The sequence below is a fragment of the Streptomyces sp. NTD91 genome, from assembly GCF_059510455.1.
The window spans coordinates 68,684-88,286 of the sequence record NZ_JCAJZW010000003.1; the positions used below are offsets into that span (position 1 = coordinate 68,684).

Sequence of the window (19,603 nt, forward strand, 5' to 3'; positions counted from 1 at the left end):
ATCAGGGAGCCCTCATGAGCGCACTTCCGCAGGAGCGCCGCGTCGTCACCGCCATCCCCGGTCCGAAGTCGCAGGAGCTGCAGGCCCGCCGTACCGCCGCGGTCGCGCAGGGCGTGGGCTCCGTGCTGCCGGTGTTCACCGCGCGCGCGGGCGGCGGGATCATCGAGGACGTCGACGGCAACCGGCTCATCGACTTCGGGTCCGGTATCGCGGTGACCTCCGTCGGCGCCTCCGCCGAGGCCGTCGTACGCCGCGCCTCCGCCCAGCTCGCCGACTTCACCCACACCTGTTTCATGGTCACCCCGTACGAGGGGTACGTGGCGGTCGCCGAGGCGCTGGCCGAGCTGACCCCGGGTGACCACGCCAAGAAGTCCGCGCTGTTCAACTCCGGCGCCGAGGCCGTCGAGAACGCCGTCAAGATCGCGCGTGCCTACACCAAGCGACAGGCCGTGGTGGTGTTCGACCACGGGTACCACGGGCGGACCAACCTGACGATGGCGCTCACGGCGAAGAACATGCCGTACAAGCACGGCTTCGGGCCGTTCGCGCCCGAGGTCTACCGGGTGCCCGTCGCGTACGCGTACCGCTGGCCGACCGGCCCGGAGAACGCCGGTCCGGAGGCCGCCGCGCAGGCCATCGACCAGATCACCAAGCAGGTCGGCCCGGAGAACGTGGCCGCGATCATCATCGAGCCGGTGCTGGGTGAAGGCGGCTTCATCGAGCCCGCGAAGGGCTTCCTGCCCGCCGTCCGTCAGTTCGCCGCCGACAACGGCATCGTCTTCGTCGCCGACGAGATCCAGTCCGGCTTCTGCCGGACCGGTCAGTGGTTCGCCTGCGAGGACGAGGGCATCGTTCCCGACCTGATCACGACCGCCAAGGGCATCGCCGGCGGTCTTCCGCTCGCCGCCGTCACCGGCCGCGCCGAGATCATGGACGCCGCGCACGCCGGGGGACTCGGCGGCACGTACGGCGGCAACCCCGTCGCCTGCGCGGGTGCCCTCGGCGCCATCGAGACGATGAAGGAGCTGGACCTCAACGGCAAGGCCAGGCGCATCGAGGAGATCATGAAGGGTCGCCTCACCGCCATGGCCGAGAAGTTCGACGTCATCGGCGACGTGCGCGGGCGCGGTGCCATGATCGCCATCGAGCTGGTCAAGGACCGTACGACCAAGGAGCCGAACCCCGAGGCCACCGCCGCCCTCGCCAAGGCCTGCCACGCCGAGGGCCTGCTGGTCCTCACCTGCGGCACCTACGGCAACGTGCTGCGTTTCCTGCCCCCGCTGGTGATCGGCGAGGACCTGCTGGACGAGGGCCTCGACATCATCGAGCAGGCCTTCACGCGCATCTGAGCCCCGCTTGGCGTAGGCACCGGACGCCCGTCCGAGCGCGCACTCGTCCCTCCGAGGGGCGCCTGCGGCAGGCCGTGTGAAGAAGGTGTGCGAGGTGGATGGCGGGACCCGATTCCGTCTGCCCAAGCGGCCCGGCCTGCCGTAGGTTCTACCCAGATGAGAGATACACCCCGCCCGCAGGGGACTGTGGGCGATTTCGGGCCGAGGCCTCCCCAGCTTCGACCCGGTCGTGCCCTCGCGCACACAACCGGCGCCTGACGGCTCCGGGATCTCCTCACCGATCGGACGGTCGCCGCCCCAAACCCCCCGGGGCGCGCGACGTTCCGGTCCGGACGGCCGCCTCGGAACCATCCCCCCCTGTTCCGGGGCGGCCGACCTCCTTCCTCTTTCTCCGGATGTCCGCGCACGTATGTCGCGTGTCGCCGGCACGAATGTCTGACAAGCTGGACGCCGTGTTTCGCGCAGTCCGTGGTGTCCCGCTCCTCGGCGTTCCGGCCGTCCTCTTCGCCCTGATCACCTGGCAGGTCGTGGCGCACGGCCCGCTGCTGCGCCTGGACGCCCGGCTCAGCCGGTCCCTCGTCCATCCCGACCGGCTCGGCGCGGCCCTGTCCGACCTGGGCGACGTCGAGCTCGCCGTCCCCCTCCTCGGCGCGGTCGTGGGCTACGTCCTGTGGCGGGGACGGGCCGCCGGCACGCACCGGTGGTGGCTGCCGCCGCTCGCCGCGACCGTCGCCATGGCCCTGGTCCCGGCGATCGTCGTACCGCTCAAGGACTGGACCGCACGGCCGGGGACCCCCGTGGTGCCCCCGACCGTCGGCTATTTCCCCTCCGGGCACACGGCCACGGCGGCCGTCGCCTATGGCTCCGCGACCCTGATCCTGCTGCCCTGGCTCCGGTCGCCCGCCGCCCGCCGCCTGCTGGTGACCTGCTGCGCGGCGCTGGTCCTCGCCGTGTCGTACGGCCTGGTCCGGCACGGCTGGCACTGGCCACTGGACGTGGTGGCCAGCTGGTGCCTGTCCACCGTGCTGCTGACCACCCTGTCCCTGGTGACGGGCCTCAGCCGAAGTACGCGTCGAACGTCTTCTGGAACTCCCAGTCCGAGTAGCGGTCCCAGTTCACCGACCACGTCATCAGACCGCGCAGCGTGGGCCACGTCCCGTGTGTCGCGTACGACCCGCAGTTCGTCCTCTTCGTCAGACAGTCGAGGGTCTTGGTGACCTCGGCGGGCGGCACATAGCCGTTGCCCGCGTTCGTCGACGCCGGCATGCCGATGGCGACCTGGTCGGGGCGCAGCGGGGGGAAGACGTTGTCCGGGTCGCCCGCGACCGGGAAGCCGGTGAGCAGTATGTCGGTCATGGCGATGTGGAAGTCGGCGCCGCCCATGGAGTGGTACTGGTTGTCCAGGCCCATGATCGGCCCGGAGTTGTAGTCCTGGACGTGCAGGAGCGTGAGGTCGTCGCGCAGGGCGTGGATGACCGGGAGGTACGCCCCGCAGCGCGGGTCCTGGCCGCCCCACTTGCCGGTGCCGTAGTACTGGTAGCCCATCTGCACGAAGAACGTCTCCGGTGCCATCGAGAGCACGAAACTCGGGCCGTACTTCGCTTTCAGGGTCTTCAGCGCCGAGATGAGGTTGACGATCGCCGGTGTGGTGGGGTTCTTGAAGTCCGTGTCGCCGGCGTCGAGGGACAGGGAGTGGCCCTCGAAGTCGATGTCGAGGCCGTCGAGGCCGTAGGTGTCGATGATGTCCGAGACCGAGGAGACGAAGGCGTCCCGGGCCGCGGTGGTGGTGAGCTGGACCTGGCCGTTCTGGCCGCCGATGGAGATCAGCACCTTCTTGCCTGCCGCCTGCTTGGCCTTGATCGCGGCCTTGAAGTCGGCGTCGCTCTCCGCGTTCGGGCACTCGGTGACCGGGCAGCGGTTGAAGTGGATGTCCCCGGAGGTGGGCGAGGTGGGCTCGCCGAAGGCGAGGTCGATGACGTCCCAGCTGTCGGGTACGTCGGCGAGGCGGGTGTAGCCGGAGCCGTTGGCGAAACTGGCGTGCAGGTAGCCGACGAGGGCGTGGGTGGGCAGGCCGGGAGATCCCCCGCCGGTGCCCGCGCCGGTCGTGGCGGTCAGCACCGCCGACTTCGCGGACTCGCCGGCGGTGTTGCTCGCGGTGACCTGGAAACCGTACGCGGTCGCGGCGGACAGCCCGGTCACGGTGGCCGAGGTGCCGGTCGCCGTCTGGGACTTCGTCCCGTCGCGGTAGACGGTGTAGCCGGTCGCGCCGGTGACCGGCGACCAGGACAGGGTCACCGAGGACGAGGTGACGGCGGTGACCTGCAGGCCGGTCGGCGGGGCGGGCGGCTGACCGGTGCCGGTCCCGCCGGGGCCGACGAGGGAGATGTCGTCGGCGTAGTAGGCGCCCGTCCCGTACCAGCCGTGGGTGTAGACGGTGACCTTCGTGGTGCCGGCGCCGGTGGTGAAGGTCGTGGTCAGCTGCTGCCAGTCGGAGGCGGACGGCGTCCAGGTGGAGACGTCGGTGGTGCCGGTGCCGTTCGCACCGAGGTAGACGTACGCACCGCGGACGTAGCCGGACAGCGTGTACCGCGCGCCGGGCTGCACGGTCACCGTCTGCGCGCACCGGGCGTCGTCGCTGCCGTCCGGGGTCGCCTGGAGCGCCGCACTCCCGCTGTGCACAGGAGAGCTCACGGCCTGACCGGCCGGGCAGGTCCAGCCGGTCAGGCCGGACTCGAAGCCGCCGTTCGTCGCGAGGTCCGCGTCGGCCGCACGGGCGGCCGACGACAGTGCGGTGACGCCGGGTACGGCCAGCAGGGCGGCCGTGAGCAGGGCGAGGACGGGTCTGGGACGTCGTGCACGCGGGGTGCGTGGGGCGCGTTCCACAAGGGCCTCCGGTTTTGGGGGAGTTGGAGGGTGGAGTCGCACTCAACTTGGTCCAGACCAATCCTGTTGTCAAGGCTTTGCCGTCAAGGCTTTCGGATGCCAGGGCCTGTCGTCACACCCCCGTCGCCGCCCGAAGGGCGGCCGGCCGGTCGGGCCGCCGCCGCGCGTCACATCTGGCCTCAGTCGTCGTCCGAGTCCCAGGACCAGAACCAGCAGTGGTGGTGACGGTCCCGGTCGTGGTGCCCGTCATGGTGGTCCCCGTCGTACCCGTCGTAGTGGTCCCAGTCGTGGTGGCCGTGCCGGGGGACCATGGTCACCGCCGCGGACGTCGGGTGCGTCGGCGCCGCCGTGGCGGCCGCGGCCGGAAGCACGACTCCCGCCGCCGCGGCGGCGGAGGCCACCGCCGCCACCAGGGCCGGGCGACGGCGCCGGGCCCGGAAGTCGTGGTCCTTGCGGGTGATGCGGGTGATGCCGGCGATGCGCTTCATGATCTCCTCCTGCTGCTCCGGTGCGGAAGTCGGTGCCTCCCGGTGAGGCCCGTGCTTCCAGTACGCCGGAGAGCGGCAGCGGGGTCATGCTCCGGATTCTCGTGGCTTGACCCGTCCGCAAGGGGCGGGTGCCGGCCGGATGGAGCGTCGTCGGGCCTCAGCTGTCGAAGCCCAGGCCCAGCCGGTCCATCGTCCGCAGCCACAGGTTCCTGCGGCCGCCGTGCGCGTCGGCGCGGGCCAGGGACCACTTGGTGAGCGCGATGCCGCTCCAGGCGAACGGCTCGGGCGGGAACGGCAACGGCTTCTTGCGGACCATCTCCAGCTCCGTCCGGTCCGTGCGCTCCCCGCTCAGCAGGTCCAGCATCACGTCCGCGCCGAATCGGGTCGCGCCCACGCCGAGCCCGGTGTACCCGGCCGCATACGCGACCCTGCCCTGGTGCGCGGTGCCGAAGAACGCCGAGAAACGTGAGCAGGTGTCGATCGCGCCGCCCCAGGCGTGGGTGAAGCGGACGCCCTCCAGCTGCGGGAAGCAGGTGAAGAAGTGGCCCGCGAGCTTGGCGTACGTCTGCGGCCGGTCGTCGTACTCGGCACGCACCCGGCCGCCGTAGTGGTGGATCGCGTCGTAGCCGCCCCACAGGATGCGGTTGTCGGCGGACAGCCGGAAGTAGTGGAACTGGTTGGCGCTGTCGCCCAGTCCCTGTCTGTTCTTCCAGCCGATCGAGGCCAGTTGCCCGGCGTTCAGCGGCTCGGTCATCAGCGCGTAGTCGTAGACCGGCACGGTGTAGGGGCGCACGCGGCGCAGCAGGTTGGGGAAGATGTTGGTGGCGAGGGCGACCTGGTGGGCGCGGACCGCGCCGTACGGGGTGCGTACGGCCATCCCGGCGCCGTACTGCTTCAGGGTGAGCGCGGGTGTGTGCTCGTACACCCGCACCCCGAGCTTTACGCATGCCTTCTTCAGACCCCAGGCCAGCTTGGCGGGGTGCAGCATGGCCACGCCCTCGCGGTCCCACAGGCCCGCCTCGAACGTCGGCGAGTTCACCTGCTCGCGCACCGCGTCGGCGTCCAGGAACTCGATGCCGTCGGCGAGGCCCTTCTCCTCCAGCTCCTTGTGCCAGTCGCACAGTTCCGATGCCTGGTAGGCCTCGGTGGCGACGTCGATCTCACCGGTGCGCTCGAAGTCGCAGCCGATGCCGTGCCGGGCGAGGGCGGCCTCGATCTCTTCGAGGTTGCGCCGGCCCAGTTCCTCCAGCTTGTGGATCTCGCCCGGCCAGCGGGTGAGGCCGTTGGCCAGGCCGTGGGTGAGGGAGGCGGCGCAGAAGCCGCCGTTGCGGCCGGAGGCGGCCCAGCCCGCCTCGCGGCCCTCCAGCAGGACCACGTCCCGCCGCGGATCGCGCTCTTTCGCGTTCAGCGCGGTCCACAGCCCGCTGTAGCCGCCGCCGACGACCAGCAGGTCGCAGGTGTCGGTGCCGGTGAGGGCGGGCTCGGGGTGCGGCCTGCCGGGGTCTTCCAGCCAGTACGGGACCGGCTGGGCTTCGGAGAGAGATGCGATCCAGTTGTCTTTGCCACGGCTCATGGCGCTTGGGGCCATGATTTCAACTCCCCACGGAGAACGGCTGAAAAGGCCTATGCCTTCTGGTCGGTGCGGCGGTTGGTGACGAGCATCGAGAACAGCGTGATGAGGACGGCGACGAGGAACATGGCCGTACCGATCACGTTGATCTGGACGGGCGTGCCGCGCTGCGCCGAACCCCACACGAACATCGGGAAGGTGACGGTCGAGCCGGCGTTGAAGTTGGTGATGATGAAGTCGTCGAAGGAGAGCGCGAACGACAGCAGTGCGCCCGCGGCGATGCCCGGTGCCGCGATGGGCAGGGTGACCCGCAGGAAGGTCTGTGCGGGGCCCGCGTACAGGTCCCGGGCGGCCTCCTCCAGGCGAGGGTCCATCGACATCACACGCGCCTTGACCGCGGTGACGACGAAGCTGAGGCAGAACATGATGTGGGCGATGAGGATCGTCCAGAAGCCGAGCTGGGCGCCCATGTTGAGGAACAGGGTGAGCAGCGAGGCGGCCATGACGACCTCGGGCATCGCCATCGGCAGGAAGATCAGCGAGTTGACGGCGCCGCGGGCGCGGAAGCGGTAGCGGACCAGCGCGAAGGCGATCATCGTGCCGAGGATCGTGGCGCCGATCGTCGCCCAGACGGCGATCTGCAGGCTGATGGACAGCGAGCCGCACATGTCGGCGACGCCGCACGGCTTCTTCCAGGCGTCCACGGAGAACTGCTGCCACTCGTAGTTGAAGCGCCCCTTCGGCTTGTTGAAGGAGAACACCGTGACGACGACGTTGGGCAGCAGCAGGTAGGCGAGCGTCAGGATGCCCGCGATGACGACGAGATGGCGCTTGAGCCAGTTGACGAAGGGCATTTAGACCAGATCCTCCGTCCCGGACCGGCGGATGTAGATCGTGACCATGGCCAGGATGGCGGCCATGAGGATGAAGGACAGGGCCGCGGCCGTCGGGTAGTCGAGGATCCGCAGGAACTGGGTCTGGATGACGTTGCCGATCATCCGGGTGTCGGTGGAACCGAGGAGTTCGGCGTTGACGTAGTCGCCGGCCGCCGGGATGAAGGTCAGCAGCGTGCCGGAGACCACGCCCGGCATCGACAGCGGGAAGGTGACCTTGCGGAAGGTGGTCCAGGGCTTGGCGTACAGGTCGCCGGCCGCCTCGTGCAGCCGCGGGTCGATCCGCTCCAGCGAGGTGTACAGCGGCAGGATCATGAACGGCAGGAAGTTGTACGTCAGTCCGCACACCACCGCGAGCGGTGTGGCGAGGACGCGGTCGCCGGCCGTCCAGCCGAGCCAGTTCGTGAGGTCCAGGACGTGCAGCGAGTTCAGCGCGTGCACGACCGGGCCGTTGTCGGCGAGGATCGTCTTCCAGGCCAGGGTGCGGATCAGGAAGCTGGTGAAGAACGGCGCGATCACCAGGATCATGATCAGGTTCCGCCAGCGGCCCGCGCGGAAGGCGATCAGATACGCCAGCGGGTAGCCGAGCAGGAGGCACAGGACCGTCGCGGCGGCCGCGTAGAAGACCGACCGCAGGAACTGCGGCCAGTACTCGCTGAGCGCGTCCCAGTACGTCGCGACGTGCCAGGTGACCTTGTAGCCCTCCTCCAGCGAGCCCGTCTGCACGGACGTGGAGGCCTGGTAGATCATCGGCAGCGCGAAGAAGACGAGCAGCCACAGGATGCCGGGCAGCAGCAGCCAGTACGGCGTGAACCGGCCCCGCCTGCGCGGGGGTTCGGTCTCCTCGGTGACGGGCGCGAGAGGTGGGGGTGCCTCGGTGAGCGTCGACATCAGGCGGCCGCCTCTTCCTCGGTACCCGCGTCGATGTCCTGCGCCGCGTCCAGGCCGAAGGTGTGCGCCGGGCTCCAGTGCAGGACGACGTCGGCGCCGGGCACGAGCCGGCCGTCGCGCTCGACGTTCTGCACGTACACCGACAGCTCGTCGCAGACCGGGCTGTCGATGACGTACTGCGTGGAGACGCCGATGAAACTCGCGTCGGCGATCTTCCCGGTGAGCCGGTTGCGCCCGTCGGGTATCTCGCCGGCGTCGTCGGCGTGCGTGAGGGAGATCTTCTCCGGGCGGATGCCGACCAGAACCTTGCCGCCGGTGGCCGTGGGCGCCGCACAGCGCGACCCGGGCAGCAGCAGCTTGCCGCCGCCCGTCTTGAGCACGATGTCGTCGCCGCTCTGGGTGTCGACCTCGGCCTCGATGAGGTTGGAGGTGCCGAGGAAGTTCGCGACGAACGTCGTGTTCGGGTTCTCGTACAGGTCGGTGGGCGAGCCGAGTTGCTCGACGCGGCCCGCGTTCATCACGGCGACCGTGTCGGCCATGGTCATGGCCTCCTCCTGGTCGTGCGTGACGTGGACGAAGGTGATGCCGACCTCGGTCTGGATCCGCTTGAGCTCCAGCTGCATCTGGCGGCGCAGCTTCAGGTCGAGGGCGCCGAGCGGCTCGTCGAGGAGGAGCACCTTCGGGTGGTTGATCAGCGCGCGGGCGACGGCCACGCGCTGCTGCTGGCCGCCGGAGAGCTGGTGCGGTTTCTTGCGCGCCTGCTCGCCGAGCTGGACCAGGTCCAGCATTTCCTCGACCTGCTTCTTCACGCTCTTGATGCCGCGCCGGCGCAGACCGAAGGCGACGTTCTCGAAGACGTCGAGGTGCGGGAAGAGCGCGTAGGACTGGAAGACCGTGTTCACCGGCCGTTTGTAGGACGGCAGACGGGTGACGTCCTGGTCGCCGAGGCGCACGGTACCGCTGGTGGGATTCTCCAGGCCGGCGATCATGCGCAGGGTGGTGGTCTTGCCGCAGCCCGAGGCGCCGAGCAGGGCGAAGAAGGAGCCCTGCGGCACGGTCAGGTCCAGCGGGTGCACGGCGGTGAAGCCGTTGTCGTAGGTCTTGGAGATTCCCGAGAGGCGGACGTCGCCGCTGTTGTCTGGTGTCGTCATCGTCGTCACGCCCCTGTGAGCTTGGAGAACTTCTGCTGGTAGGCCGTCTCTTCCTTCTGCGTCAGCGCGCGGAAGGCACGGGACTTCGCCTGCATGGCCTTGTCGGGAACGATCAGCGGGTTGTTCGCCGCCGACTTGTCGAGCTTGGCGAGGTAGGGCTGCACTCCCGCGACGGGGCTCACGTAGTTGACGTAGGCGGCGAGTTCGGCGGCCGGCTCGGGCTGGTAGTAGAAGTCGATGAGCCGCTCGGCGTTCGTCTTGTGACGCGCCCTGTTGGGGATCATCATGTTGTCGGTCGAGGTCATGTAGCCGCTGTCGGGGATGATGTAGCCGACGTTCGGGTTGTCCGCCTGGAGCTGGACGATGTCGCCGCCCCAGGCGACGCAGGCGGCGATGTCGCCCTTGGTGAGGTCGGACGTGTAGTCGTTGCCGGTGAAGCGGCGGATCTGGCCCTTGTCGACGGCCTTCTGGAGGCGGGCGATCACCGCGTCGAAGTCGTCGTCGGTGAACTTCGCCGGGTCCTTGCCCATGTCGAGCATGGTCATCCCGATGGTGTCGCGCATCTCGGTCAGGAAGCTGACGCGTCCCTTGAGCTTCGGGTTGTCGAGCAGGTCGGAGACCGACTTCACCTCGATGCCGTCGAGTGCCTTCTTGTTGAAGGCGACGACGGTCGACACACCCTGCCAGGGGTACGAGTAGGCGCGGCCGGGGTCCCAGTCGGGGGCGCGGAACTGGTCCGACAGGTTGGCGAAGGCGTGCGGCAGGTTGGACGCGTCGAGCTTCTGCACGTACCCGAGGCGGATCATCCGGGCGGCCAGCCAGTCGGTGAGGACGATCAGGTCGCGGCCGGTGTCGTGGCCGGCGGCGAGTTCCGGCTGGATCTTGCCGAAGAACTCGTCGTTGTCGTTGATGTCCTCGGTGTACTTGACCTGGATGCCGGTCTGCTTGGCGAACGCGTCGAGTGTGGGGTGCCGTTTGGTCTTGTCGTCCACGTCGACGTACTCGGGCCAGTTGGAGAAGTTGACGACCTTCTCCGTGGCCGAGTGGTCGTCGGCGGACACGCCGCCCTGCGTCTTGTTCGCCGCGGGGATGCCGCAGGCGCTCAGCGCCCCGACTCCGCCGACCGTGAGCGCGCCGCCCGCGGAGGCGCGCAGCAGCGACCGGCGGGTGAGCGCGGCCCGGCCAGTGCGGAGGCTGCGCCGTATGGCGGCGACTTCGACCGGATTCAGGCGGTCGGGCTCGTACTGCTCCATGCGCGTGGTGCCCTTTCGGGAGGGTTGGGTGGTCGGCCTGGTCGAGGGCCGGAACGTCACACCCGGCGACAGCCGGTTCCTGACGGTGTGTCCGGCTGTCACCGGTCCCCGAAGATCGTGCGGTGCCAGTCCTTCCTCGCGACCGCCGTATTGTCGAACATTACGTGCTTGACCTGCGTGTACTCCTCGAAGGAGTACGCCGACATGTCCTTGCCGAAGCCGGAGGCCTTGTAGCCGCCGTGCGGCATTTCGCTGATGATCGGGATGTGGTCGTTGATCCACACGCAGCCCGCCTTGATCTCGCGGGTGGCGCGGTTCGCGCGGTACACGTCGTGGCTCCACGCCGAGGCGGCGAGGCCGTACGGGGTGTCGTTGGCCAGCCGGATGCCCTCGTCGTCGGTGTCGAAGGGCAGGACGACCAGGACCGGGCCGAAGATCTCGGACTGGACGATCTCGCTGTCCTGCGCAGCGCCGGCGATCAGGGTCGGCCGGTAGTAGGCGCCCTTCTCCAGGTCGCCGCCCGGTGCCTCGCCACCGGTCACCACGCGCGCGTAGGCACGCGCACGGTCCACGAAGCCGGCGACCCGGTCGCGCTGGGCGTGCGAGACGAGCGGGCCGAGGTCGGTGCCCGGGGCGAAGGGATCGCCCAGCCGCACGGTCTCCATCAGGGCGGCGGTCCGCTCCACGAACGCGTCGTACAGCGGCCGTTGCACGTACGCGCGCGTGGCGGCCGTGCAGTCCTGCCCGGTGTTGATGAGCGCGCCCGCGACCGCGCCGTTCACGGCGGCCTCCAGGTCGGCGTCGTCGAACACTACGAAGGGGGCCTTGCCACCCAGCTCCAGGTGCAGCCGCTTGACGGTGGCGGTGGCGACCTCGGCGACGCGCCTGCCGACGGCGGTGGACCCGGTGAAGGAGGTCATCGCGACATCCGGGTGGCCGACCAGGTGCTCCCCCGCCTCCTTGCCGGTCCCGGTCACGATGTTGACGACACCGTCGGGGATACCCGCGTCCGCGGCGGCACGGGCGAACAACAGCGAGGTGAACGGGGTCAGTTCGGCGGGTTTCAGCACGATGGTGTTGCCCGCGGCGATCGCCGGGAGGATCTTCCAGGCCGCCATCTGGAGGGGATAGTTCCAGGGCGCGATCGACCCGACGACACCGATCGGCTCGCGCCGGACGTACGACGTGTGGTCGCCGGAGTACTCACCGGCGGACTGCCCCTGGAGGTGCCGGGCGGCGCCCGCGAAGAAGGCGGTGTTGTCGATGGTCCCCGGCACGTCGAACTCGCGGGTCAGCTTGAGCGGTTTGCCGCACTGCAGGGACTCCGCGCGGGCGAGGTCCTCGGCGCGGTCCGCGAGCACGGCGGCGAACCGGTGCAGGACGTCCGAGCGCTCGCCCGGGGTGAGCGAGACCCAGCCCGGGAAGGCATCGCGCGCGGCGGCGACCGCCGCGTCCACGTCGTCGGGGCCGGCCAGGGCATAGGTGTACACCTCCTCGCCGGTGGCGGGGTCGACCACGGCGTGGGTACGGCCCGAGGTGCCCCGGGTGAGCCGGCCGGCGACGAACTGCGCGCCGTCGGCGAATCGGTCCTCAGCAGGAAATCGTTCCGGGGGGGCGGTGCCCGGGTTGTGCATGTCGCTCTCCTCCGCCGTTCGTCCCGCCCCGGGGGGAGGGTGGCGTAGCTCCAGCTCGATTTGAGTGCCGATCCTGACAGAGCACGTGCACTCCAACAAGTGATTCCGTTGTTGCCTTTTGGTTACGCGACGGAATCTGTCGACCAGATGTCGAGTCGGGACCTCAAAGGGAGGACGGAGTGTCAGTGGTGCCTGCCACACTCGCCTGCATGGGGAAGATCGACGGGGTGCAAGCGCTCATCAGGGAGGTCCGGGAGGGTGACCGGATCAAGTACCTCCACTTCTGGGGGCACCGGCCGCGACCGGACGGCACGATCGGCGCGAGCTGCCTGAGCCAGTGGTGGCCGTCGCCGTTCGTCGTCGACGGCGTCGAGTACGCGACGGCGGAGCACTGGATGATGGCCGCCAAGGCACGGCTGTTCGGCGACGCGGAGGCCGAGCGGCGGGTGCTGGCGGCTGCGCACCCGTCCCGGGCCAAGAGCGCGGGGCGGCTGGTCCGGGATTTCGACGAGGCGGTCTGGGAGCGGGAGCGGTTCCGGATCGTGGTCGAGGGAAGCGTCCACAAGTTCGCGGCCGACGACGCGCTCCGCGCGTTCCTACTGGGCACCGGTGACCGCGTACTGGTGGAGGCGAGCCCCGTGGACCGCGTCTGGGGGATCGGCCTCGCGGCGAACGACGAGGCGGCATCGGATCCGGAGCGGTGGAAGGGGCTCAACCTTCTGGGCTTCGCGCTGATGGAGGCGCGGGAGCGGCTGAACCAGGAGGGCGGCTGACGCGGACCGGCGGTGTCGGGATGCGGGGGCGCGGGGGCTGTGACGCCCCCGGGGCGGCCGGGGCGCGTCCGAGGGCCGAGGGGGGCGGGGGGTGCCGCGCCCCGCAGCGCCCACCGGTCTCCTTCGACGCTGTCCACGGCGACAGCGCGGGCACGGACCACCACAGGCCACGGCGCCTCACGGTGCTCGCGGCGGCCCCCGGCCTCAGGAGCGGGCCGCGACCAGCGCCGCGATGAAGACCAGCGCCAGGACGATGCCCGCCGCGCCGCAGATCAGGCCGGCCAGGGCCACGCCGGGGTTCGTCGCCTCACCCCGGCCGGCCTTTGCGCGGCCCATCGCTCCGAAGATGACGGCCAGGATGCCCAGCACCAGGGCGAGGGGCCACAGCAGGAAGCAGACCACGCCCAGGATGCCCAGCACCAGCGAGGCGGTACCCATGCCGTTGCTCGGGACGGGCTGCATGCCGGGCCAGCCGTAGGGGCCCGCGTACGGCGACTGGAGCCCGCCGGGGTAGCCGTAGGCCGCCGGGCCCGGGTAGCCGTACGGCACCTGGCCGGGGCCGTCGGGGGCGATGGGCGGCGGGGGCACGGGCTCCGGTCCCACGTACGGTGCGGCGGGCGGGGCGTAGGAAACCGGCGGCGCGTACGGGCTCGCGGGGGCGGAGGGCGGCGCGTACGGGCTCGCGGGAGTGGCCGGCGGAGCGTACGGATTCGCTGGGGGCGCGAACGGGTTCGCCGCCGGGGTCACGTGATCAGCGGCGGGCGGGGCCCAGGCCGACGGCACGGCGTCGGAGGGCTGGTCCGGCGAGGAGGACAGCGAGGCCAGCGTCTGCCGGTAGTGGACGGACCCGGATCCGTCTCGGGGTACGGCCCCCGGACGGGCCTCGGGTATCGCCCCCTGAGCCGAAGCGGAAGCGGTCCCCTGAGCCGCGCCCGAGGCATTGCCCTGCCCCGAGGCCGACGGGCTGCCCTGCCCCCAGGCCGAAGCACCCGCCTCCGCCGCAGCCGAAACAGGCCCCTGCCGCGGAACCGAGACGCCCTCCTGACCCGAAGCCGAAGCGGCCCCCTGCCCCACGACCGAAGAACCGCCCTGCCCCCAGGCCGAAGCACCCGCCTCCGCCGCAGCCGACACAGGCCTCTGAGCCGCACTCGGGGTATAGCCCTGTCCTGAAGCCGAAACGGCCCCCTGCGCCGCACCCGAGGCATTGCCCTGCCCCGGAGCCGCAGGACTGCCATGGCCCCGATCCGAGCCGGCCCCCTCCCCCGGCGGCGGCCACGACGAGTGCCGCTGTGAGCCTTCCGCCGTGCGCTTCTGCAGTGTCAGGCGGGGCGGCACCTGGTCTTCGCCGGTGGGCTGAGGGTCCTGCGGCGTGGACTGCGGCACCTCGTCGGACATGGTGAAGGATCCCCTCGCTGACTGTGCCGCCATGCTACGGGCAGGCCGGGACGGCGCGGGGCGGGGCCTACGATGATGCCGCGCAACCCGATCAGCCGATCACCGCGCCCGCGTCACCACGGACGACGCTCCGCGGGCGCCCGTCCCGGGGAGGACCCCATGACCGACAGTTCCGTGCCCGCCACCGGCACCGCCGACCGGGATCTGCGGACCTTCATCGCCGGACTGCCCAAGGCAGAACTGCACGTCCACCACGTCGGCTCCGCCTCCCCCCGCATCGTCTCCGAGCTGGCCGCCCGCCACCGGGACTCCAAGGTGCCGAGCGACCCCGAGGCCTTGGCCGACTTCTTCACCTTCACCGACTTCGCCCACTTCATCGACGTGTACCTGTCGGTCGTGGACCTGATCCGCACCCCGGAGGACGTCCGGCTGCTCACCTACGAGGTGGCGCGTGACCTGGCCCGGCAGCAGGTGCGGTACGCCGAGCTGACCATCACCCCCTTCTCCTCCACCCGGCGCGGCATCGACGAGCTGGCCTTCATGGCGGCGATCGAGGACGCCCGCAAGGCGGCCGAGGCCGAGTTCGGGACCGTACTGCGCTGGTGCTTCGACATCCCGGGAGAGGCGGGGCTGGAGTCCGCGGAGGAGACGGCACGGCTGTCCACGGACGACCGGATCCGGCCGGAGGGGCTGGTGTCGTTCGGGCTCGGCGGGCCGGAGGTCGGCGTGCCGCGGCCGCAGTTCAAGCCGTACTTCGACCGTGCGATCGCCGCGGGCCTGCACTCGGTGCCGCACGCCGGTGAGACGACCGGCCCGGAGACGGTGTGGGACGCGCTGACCGAGTTGCGCGCCGAGCGCATCGGGCACGGCACCAGCTCCGCGCGGGACGCGAAGCTGCTCGCGCACCTCGCCGAGCACCGCATCCCGCTGGAGGTGTGCCCGACCTCGAACATCGCGACGCGCGCGGTGGGAACCCTGGAGGAGCACCCGGTCAGTGAGTTCATGCGGGCCGGAGTGCTGGTCACGATCAACTCCGACGACCCGCCGATGTTCGGCACCGACCTCAACAACGAGTACGCGGTCGCGGCCCGGCTGCTGGACCTGGACGAGCGGGGCCTCGCCGGCCTCGCCAGGAACGCGGTGGAGGCGTCCTTCCTGGACCCGGCCGGCAAGACCCGGCTCGTGGCGGAGATCGACGCGTACACCGCGACCTGGCTCGCCTCCTGAGACACCCCACAATGGGGGCATGCAGACCGTGACCGCCGTGGCCCATCGCGGCGACCCCTACCGCATCCGCGAGAACACCGTCGGCTCGCTCCGCTCCGCGCTCGACCGGGGCGCGGACGTGGTCGAGGTCGACGTACGGCTCACCCGTGACGGCGTGCCCGTGCTGCTGCACGACGACACGCTCGAGCGGCTGTGGGGCGTCGGCCGGCCGCTGGCCGCGCTGTCCGCCGAGCAGGTGCGCGAGCTCACGGCGGGCGGGGTGCCGACGCTGGCGGAGGCGCTGGCCGCGACCGGCGACCGTCGGGTGATGGTGGACCTGTGCGGGCGGGTCGAGCGGCGGATGGTGGACCGGGTCATGGACGTGGTCCGGCAGAGCGGGGCCGCGGAGCGCGTCTACTACTGCGCGGGCGCCGAGGCGATGCTGGCCGTCCGCGCCGCCGCCCCGGCCGCCGAGATCGCCCTGACCCGCACGACGCTGGCCACGCCCCGGCCCGTGCTGCTGGACGCGATCCGCCCGCGCTGGCTCAACTACCGTTTCTCCCTGGTGAGCCGGGACCTGGCGGCCCGTGTCCACCGCGACGGCCACCTGCTCTCCGTCTGGACCCCGGACACCCGCCGCTCCATGACCCGCCTGCTGGACGTGGGCGTCGACTCGATCACCACGAACCGGATCGACACCCTGCACGCGGTGCGCAGCCGCATCTGAGCGGTTCCGGGAACCGGGCCTGCGCCGTCAGACGGGCGGGACGGCGTGGCCCTCGGCCGCCAGCCAGCGCAGCCCGGCGTCCAGCTGCGCTGCCGCTCGCGGCAGCGTGCCGAGCAGCCCGGACAGCGCCGTCAGGGCCGTGCCGAGAACGGCGGGGGGCATACCGCGGGCGTGGAGGAACGCCGCGCCGAAGGAGAGGAAGTCGGTGAGGACGCGCGGATCGTCGACGTAGTTCGCCGCGGCCATCACGTCCGGGAGACGGCCGAGCTCCTCCCGCACGGCCTCGGCCTGGTCGGCACCCGGCTCGCCCAGCCGTGGGTACCGCTCGCCGAGCCGGGAGCGCAGTCGCCGCAGCAGTTCCGCCCGCTGCCGGACGATCCGGGAGTACTCCTCGTCGGCGAGGTGCTCCAGGGGCGCCGGTTCCCGTGGGGCATCCGGCCACCGGGTGGCGAGGAGCTCGGCGGCGGTGGCCGGATCGGGCGCGTAGAGGTCGGCTCCGAGGGTGCGGGCCCAGACGCCTCCCGGCCCGAAGCCCGAGCCGCCCGCGAGCACCGGCACGCCGGCCCGCCGGCAGGACGCGACGAGGCGGTGCGCTGCGGGCAGGAACACCGGGATCATGCAGGACAGGGCAACCAGGTCGGGCCCGTGCCGGTGCACGTGGGACATCAGCGGCGGGGCGAGGATGTGGGCGCCGAGGAAGGTCAGGTCGAAGCCGCGCAGCCGCAGCACCTCGGCGGCGATCCGCGCGGGCAGGGTGTGGTGTTCCCCTTCGACGCAGGCGAGGACGACATGGCGCGTCGGCCCGGCGCCCTGCGGCCGTGCTCCAAAGGCCGCGGCGGCCACGACGCTCACCACGCGCTCGCTCACATGGGTGGCGGCGTGCTCCTGGGCCACGGACCACTCGGTGGACACCCATCGGGCGCCGACAAGGGCCTGTGCCGGGGCGATCAGACGCAGCAGGATGTCCTCCGCCGCGGTGCCGGATCGCAGCAGCTCCAGGGCGAGCGCGGTGGCCCCGGGCTCGTCGGCGTGCGCGAGGTGACCGTCGAAGGCGGCGCGGACCTGCGGGGTCACGGCGGAGGTCACCGCGGGGCTCCGGCGGCACCCGGGGAACCGGGCGCCGTCTGCAGCGCCAGCACCGCGATGTCATCGTGCGCATGTCCGGCCAGCCAGTCGGCGACGCGCAGTGCGATCCGTTCGGAGACCGCGCCGGCGGGCATCGCCGCGCACCCCGCGAGGTCGGAGGCCAGCCGCTCCGCTCCGTACTCCTCGGCGCCGTCGGGGCCGCCCCGCGCCTCGATGACCCCGTCGCTGTACAGCAGGATCAGCTCGTCGGGCGCCAGGCGGACGCAGGTCCGGCCGAACTCGGCGCCGGGCAGGGCGCCGACCAGCATCCCGCCCACGTCCACGGCTTCCACGGTGCCGTCTCGCCGCAGCACCAGGGGAGGCGGGTGTCCGCCACCGGCGAGCACGACGTCCAGTGCGCCTCCGAGGTTCGGGCGGGCGGTGCCGATGACGAGGCTGACGAACCGGCCCGAGTCGGCCTCGAGCAACGACTGGTTGAGCACGTCCAGCAGCCGGAGCGGCGGGGACCCGACGAGGGCCAGGGTCCGCAGGCTCTGGCGGACGTGGCCGGTGAGCACGGCGGCCTCGGCGCCCTTGCCGCAGACGTCGCCCAGGGCGAAGTCGACGCCTCCGCCGCTGTCCCGAGCGGGTTCCACCTGGTAGAAGTCACCGCCGAAGCCCAGTGCCTCCGGGGCGGGGCGGTAGGCGGCGCCCAGTCGCACCCCCGGCACCTCGGGCAGCGGCGCGGGGGCGAGGCCCGACCGCAGTACGGCCGCGGTGTGGGCCTGCTCGGCGTACAGGGCGGCGGTCGACAGCGCCGTACCGGCCCGGAAGGCGAAGTCGCGCACGACGGCGGCGTCCGCGAGGCCCTCGGCAACCGCGCCATCAGCGGTGGCCGCGCCCACGGCTCCCGGCCACCGGACGAGGACCAGGGCTCCCGCTGGGGCCTCGCCGCCCGGCAGTGCCGTCACCAGCGCCTTGCCCCCCTCGTCCGGGTGCGGTGGCGCGGCGCCGCCGAGTGCGCGCAGTTCGCCCGGCTCGCAGGGGGCGGGCCGCGACCACAGGCCGGACAGGGCCCCCACCAGGTGCGGTACGCCGTCGAGGGAGGACTCCGGCAAGGTGCCCGACTCCACCGCCACGCCCGGCGCGACGCAGCGGTACCAGTCCGCGTGGCCCCGGCGCGGCGGCAGTACGAGCAGCGCGGCGTCCGCCAGGGCCGGCACGGCGAGTTCCACCACGCTCCGGGCGGTGCGGCCATGGTGCAGGGAAGCGCCGAGCCGTCGGCCGGCGTCGCTGAGGAACGTCACCCGGGACCGCTCGACGGCCAGCTCGGTCTCGCGCCGGCGGCTCGCGGTCTCGTCACGGACGAGCCACACCGAGAAGTCCCCCACCGTGTTCCTGCGCCCGGTCAGCCATCGGCCGCGGAAGCCGGCGTCGAAGCGTGCCGCGGCGGACTCGGTCGCCTGCGCCAGGGGTCCGGCCATCTGGGGTTCCGGCGCGCTTCCCGGACGCAGGCCCGGGAAGTAGACGCCGGCCAGGCCGTTGCACCAGCGCACCACGCCGGTGGCGTCGCTGACCACGACCGCCTGGTCGACGAGTTCGAGCAGGGCGGCGGAGAACTCCGGCCCGGGGCCACGCCGCGTCTCCCCGGCACCCCGGTGCGCCGCCGGGCCACGGGCACCCGTGTCCCTCACCGCCGTTTCACACTCCGCCACCCAACAGATCGCTTTTGTCCTATTTGTCATGCTACAGGGCAGCCATCGCGCCGCACCCTCGCCCCGGACGACGCCTCAGGCGGCCGCGAGCGCCTCCAACCGCTTGATCTTCTTCCGTACGACGTACAGCGGGAGCACGCCGAACACCCCGAAGGACATGTCGATCAGGCTCCACCAGAAGGGGATGTGCCGGATCGGCCCGCAGACCAGGGCGAGCGGGACGATACCGGCGCAGGCGATCATGCCGAACTCGACGACCCAGATGTTGCGGACGGGGTCGCGGTACGGCCCGTAGAAGGCGACGGCGATGACGAGGTGGGCGAAGGCCAGCCAGTCGGTGCCGTAGAGCAGGAACGGGTAGTCGGCGTCGGCGGCGTCGAGCCCGCCGCGCACCCGTGCGATCCACCCCATCAGTCCCGGCAGGTGGTCCGACACGGAGAGAGAGCGCAACGCGCTCTCCGTCCAGCGCAGTTCGTGGACCAGAGGGAAGGCGGTGGCTCCACTGAGGGCGAGGCACACCACGAAGAAGACCAGCCAGACGCGAATGCCCTTGAGCAGGGCGGCTCTGTCGCTCATGAGCAGGAGCCTACGCCCGTAATTGAACATGTTC

Annotated in this window: 15 protein-coding genes and 2 pseudogenes; 5 read left to right on the plus strand and 12 right to left on the minus strand. The window is 71.4% G+C overall.

The annotated features are described in order from the left end of the window. The first annotated feature begins 14 nt into the window (after positions 1-14). Positions 15-1,349, plus strand: a complete 1,335-nt coding sequence (gene gabT, locus AC5WRT_RS04835) for a 4-aminobutyrate--2-oxoglutarate transaminase (protein WP_496096291.1) — start codon at positions 15-17, stop codon at positions 1,347-1,349. Positions 1,350-2,083: 734 nt separating this feature from the next. Further along, positions 2,084-2,332: pseudogene (locus AC5WRT_RS04840) on the plus strand (phosphatase PAP2 family protein); the annotation flags it as partial. 73 nt (positions 2,333-2,405) lie between these two features. On the opposite strand, the gene AC5WRT_RS04845 reads toward AC5WRT_RS04840, so the two are convergent. The 8 genes from AC5WRT_RS04845 to AC5WRT_RS04880 form a co-directional block, all read right to left on the minus strand. Continuing rightward, complete coding sequence (locus tag AC5WRT_RS04845) at positions 2,406-4,232, minus strand: chitinase (protein WP_496099959.1); 1,827 nt, start codon at positions 4,230-4,232, stop codon at positions 2,406-2,408. A gap of 179 nt (positions 4,233-4,411) precedes the next feature. Continuing rightward, positions 4,412-4,720: a hypothetical protein gene (locus AC5WRT_RS04850; RefSeq protein WP_496096289.1), complete on the minus strand. Its 309-nt coding sequence runs from the start codon at positions 4,718-4,720 to the stop codon at positions 4,412-4,414. Positions 4,721-4,877: 157 nt separating this feature from the next. Then, positions 4,878-6,308 carry an NAD(P)/FAD-dependent oxidoreductase gene (locus tag AC5WRT_RS04855; RefSeq protein WP_496096288.1) on the minus strand — a complete coding sequence of 477 codons (1,431 nt, stop codon included), beginning with the start codon at positions 6,306-6,308 and terminating at the stop codon, positions 4,878-4,880. Between the two features lie 35 nt (positions 6,309-6,343). Further along, a complete protein-coding gene (locus tag AC5WRT_RS04860; RefSeq protein WP_496096287.1) occupies positions 6,344-7,144 on the minus strand; it encodes an ABC transporter permease in 801 nt (266 codons plus the stop codon). Continuing rightward, a complete protein-coding gene (locus tag AC5WRT_RS04865; protein ID WP_496096286.1) occupies positions 7,145-8,074 on the minus strand; it encodes an ABC transporter permease in 930 nt (309 codons plus the stop codon). Continuing rightward, complete coding sequence (locus tag AC5WRT_RS04870) at positions 8,074-9,225, minus strand: ABC transporter ATP-binding protein (RefSeq protein WP_496099960.1); 1,152 nt, start codon at positions 9,223-9,225, stop codon at positions 8,074-8,076. Before AC5WRT_RS04870 ends, AC5WRT_RS04865 begins: the two co-directional genes overlap by 1 nt. 5 nt (positions 9,226-9,230) lie before the next feature. Further along, positions 9,231-10,478 carry an ABC transporter substrate-binding protein gene (locus AC5WRT_RS04875; RefSeq protein WP_496096284.1) on the minus strand — a complete coding sequence of 416 codons (1,248 nt, stop codon included), beginning with the start codon at positions 10,476-10,478 and terminating at the stop codon, positions 9,231-9,233. 98 nt (positions 10,479-10,576) lie between these two features. Then, positions 10,577-12,112 carry a gamma-aminobutyraldehyde dehydrogenase gene (locus AC5WRT_RS04880; protein ID WP_496096283.1) on the minus strand — a complete coding sequence of 512 codons (1,536 nt, stop codon included), beginning with the start codon at positions 12,110-12,112 and terminating at the stop codon, positions 10,577-10,579. Positions 12,113-12,321: 209 nt separating this feature from the next. On the opposite strand from AC5WRT_RS04880, the gene ybiA reads away from it, so the two are divergent. Next, the gene (gene ybiA / locus AC5WRT_RS04885) at positions 12,322-12,885 is read left to right on the plus strand and encodes a riboflavin biosynthesis intermediates N-glycosidase (protein ID WP_496096282.1); all 564 of its coding nucleotides are present in this window, start codon (positions 12,322-12,324) and stop codon (positions 12,883-12,885) included. Positions 12,886-13,089: 204 nt separating this feature from the next. Here the strand turns inward: ybiA and AC5WRT_RS04890 are convergent, their stop codons facing one another. After that, complete coding sequence (locus AC5WRT_RS04890; protein WP_496096281.1) at positions 13,090-13,473, minus strand: DUF4190 domain-containing protein; 384 nt, start codon at positions 13,471-13,473, stop codon at positions 13,090-13,092. Positions 13,474-14,303: 830 nt separating this feature from the next. Here AC5WRT_RS04890 and AC5WRT_RS04895 point away from each other — a divergent pair. After that, positions 14,304-15,507: pseudogene (locus AC5WRT_RS04895) on the plus strand (adenosine deaminase). Positions 15,508-15,526: 19 nt separating this feature from the next. Next, positions 15,527-16,213: a glycerophosphodiester phosphodiesterase gene (locus tag AC5WRT_RS04900; RefSeq protein ID WP_496096280.1), complete on the plus strand. Its 687-nt coding sequence runs from the start codon at positions 15,527-15,529 to the stop codon at positions 16,211-16,213. Between the two features lie 27 nt (positions 16,214-16,240). Here AC5WRT_RS04900 and AC5WRT_RS04905 read toward each other — a convergent pair whose 3' ends face one another. The 3 genes from AC5WRT_RS04905 to AC5WRT_RS04915 form a co-directional block, all read right to left on the minus strand. Then, positions 16,241-17,299 (minus strand): cobalamin B12-binding domain-containing protein, encoded by a 1,059-nt coding sequence (locus AC5WRT_RS04905; protein WP_496096279.1) that lies wholly within the window; start codon positions 17,297-17,299, stop codon positions 16,241-16,243. After that, complete coding sequence (locus tag AC5WRT_RS04910; RefSeq protein WP_496096278.1) at positions 17,296-18,972, minus strand: PP2C family protein-serine/threonine phosphatase; 1,677 nt, start codon at positions 18,970-18,972, stop codon at positions 17,296-17,298. The genes AC5WRT_RS04905 and AC5WRT_RS04910 overlap by 4 nt, the downstream gene beginning before the upstream one ends. 96 nt (positions 18,973-19,068) lie before the next feature. Then, a complete protein-coding gene (locus tag AC5WRT_RS04915; RefSeq protein ID WP_496096277.1) occupies positions 19,069-19,569 on the minus strand; it encodes a hypothetical protein in 501 nt (166 codons plus the stop codon). Positions 19,570-19,603: the final 34 nt, after the last annotated feature.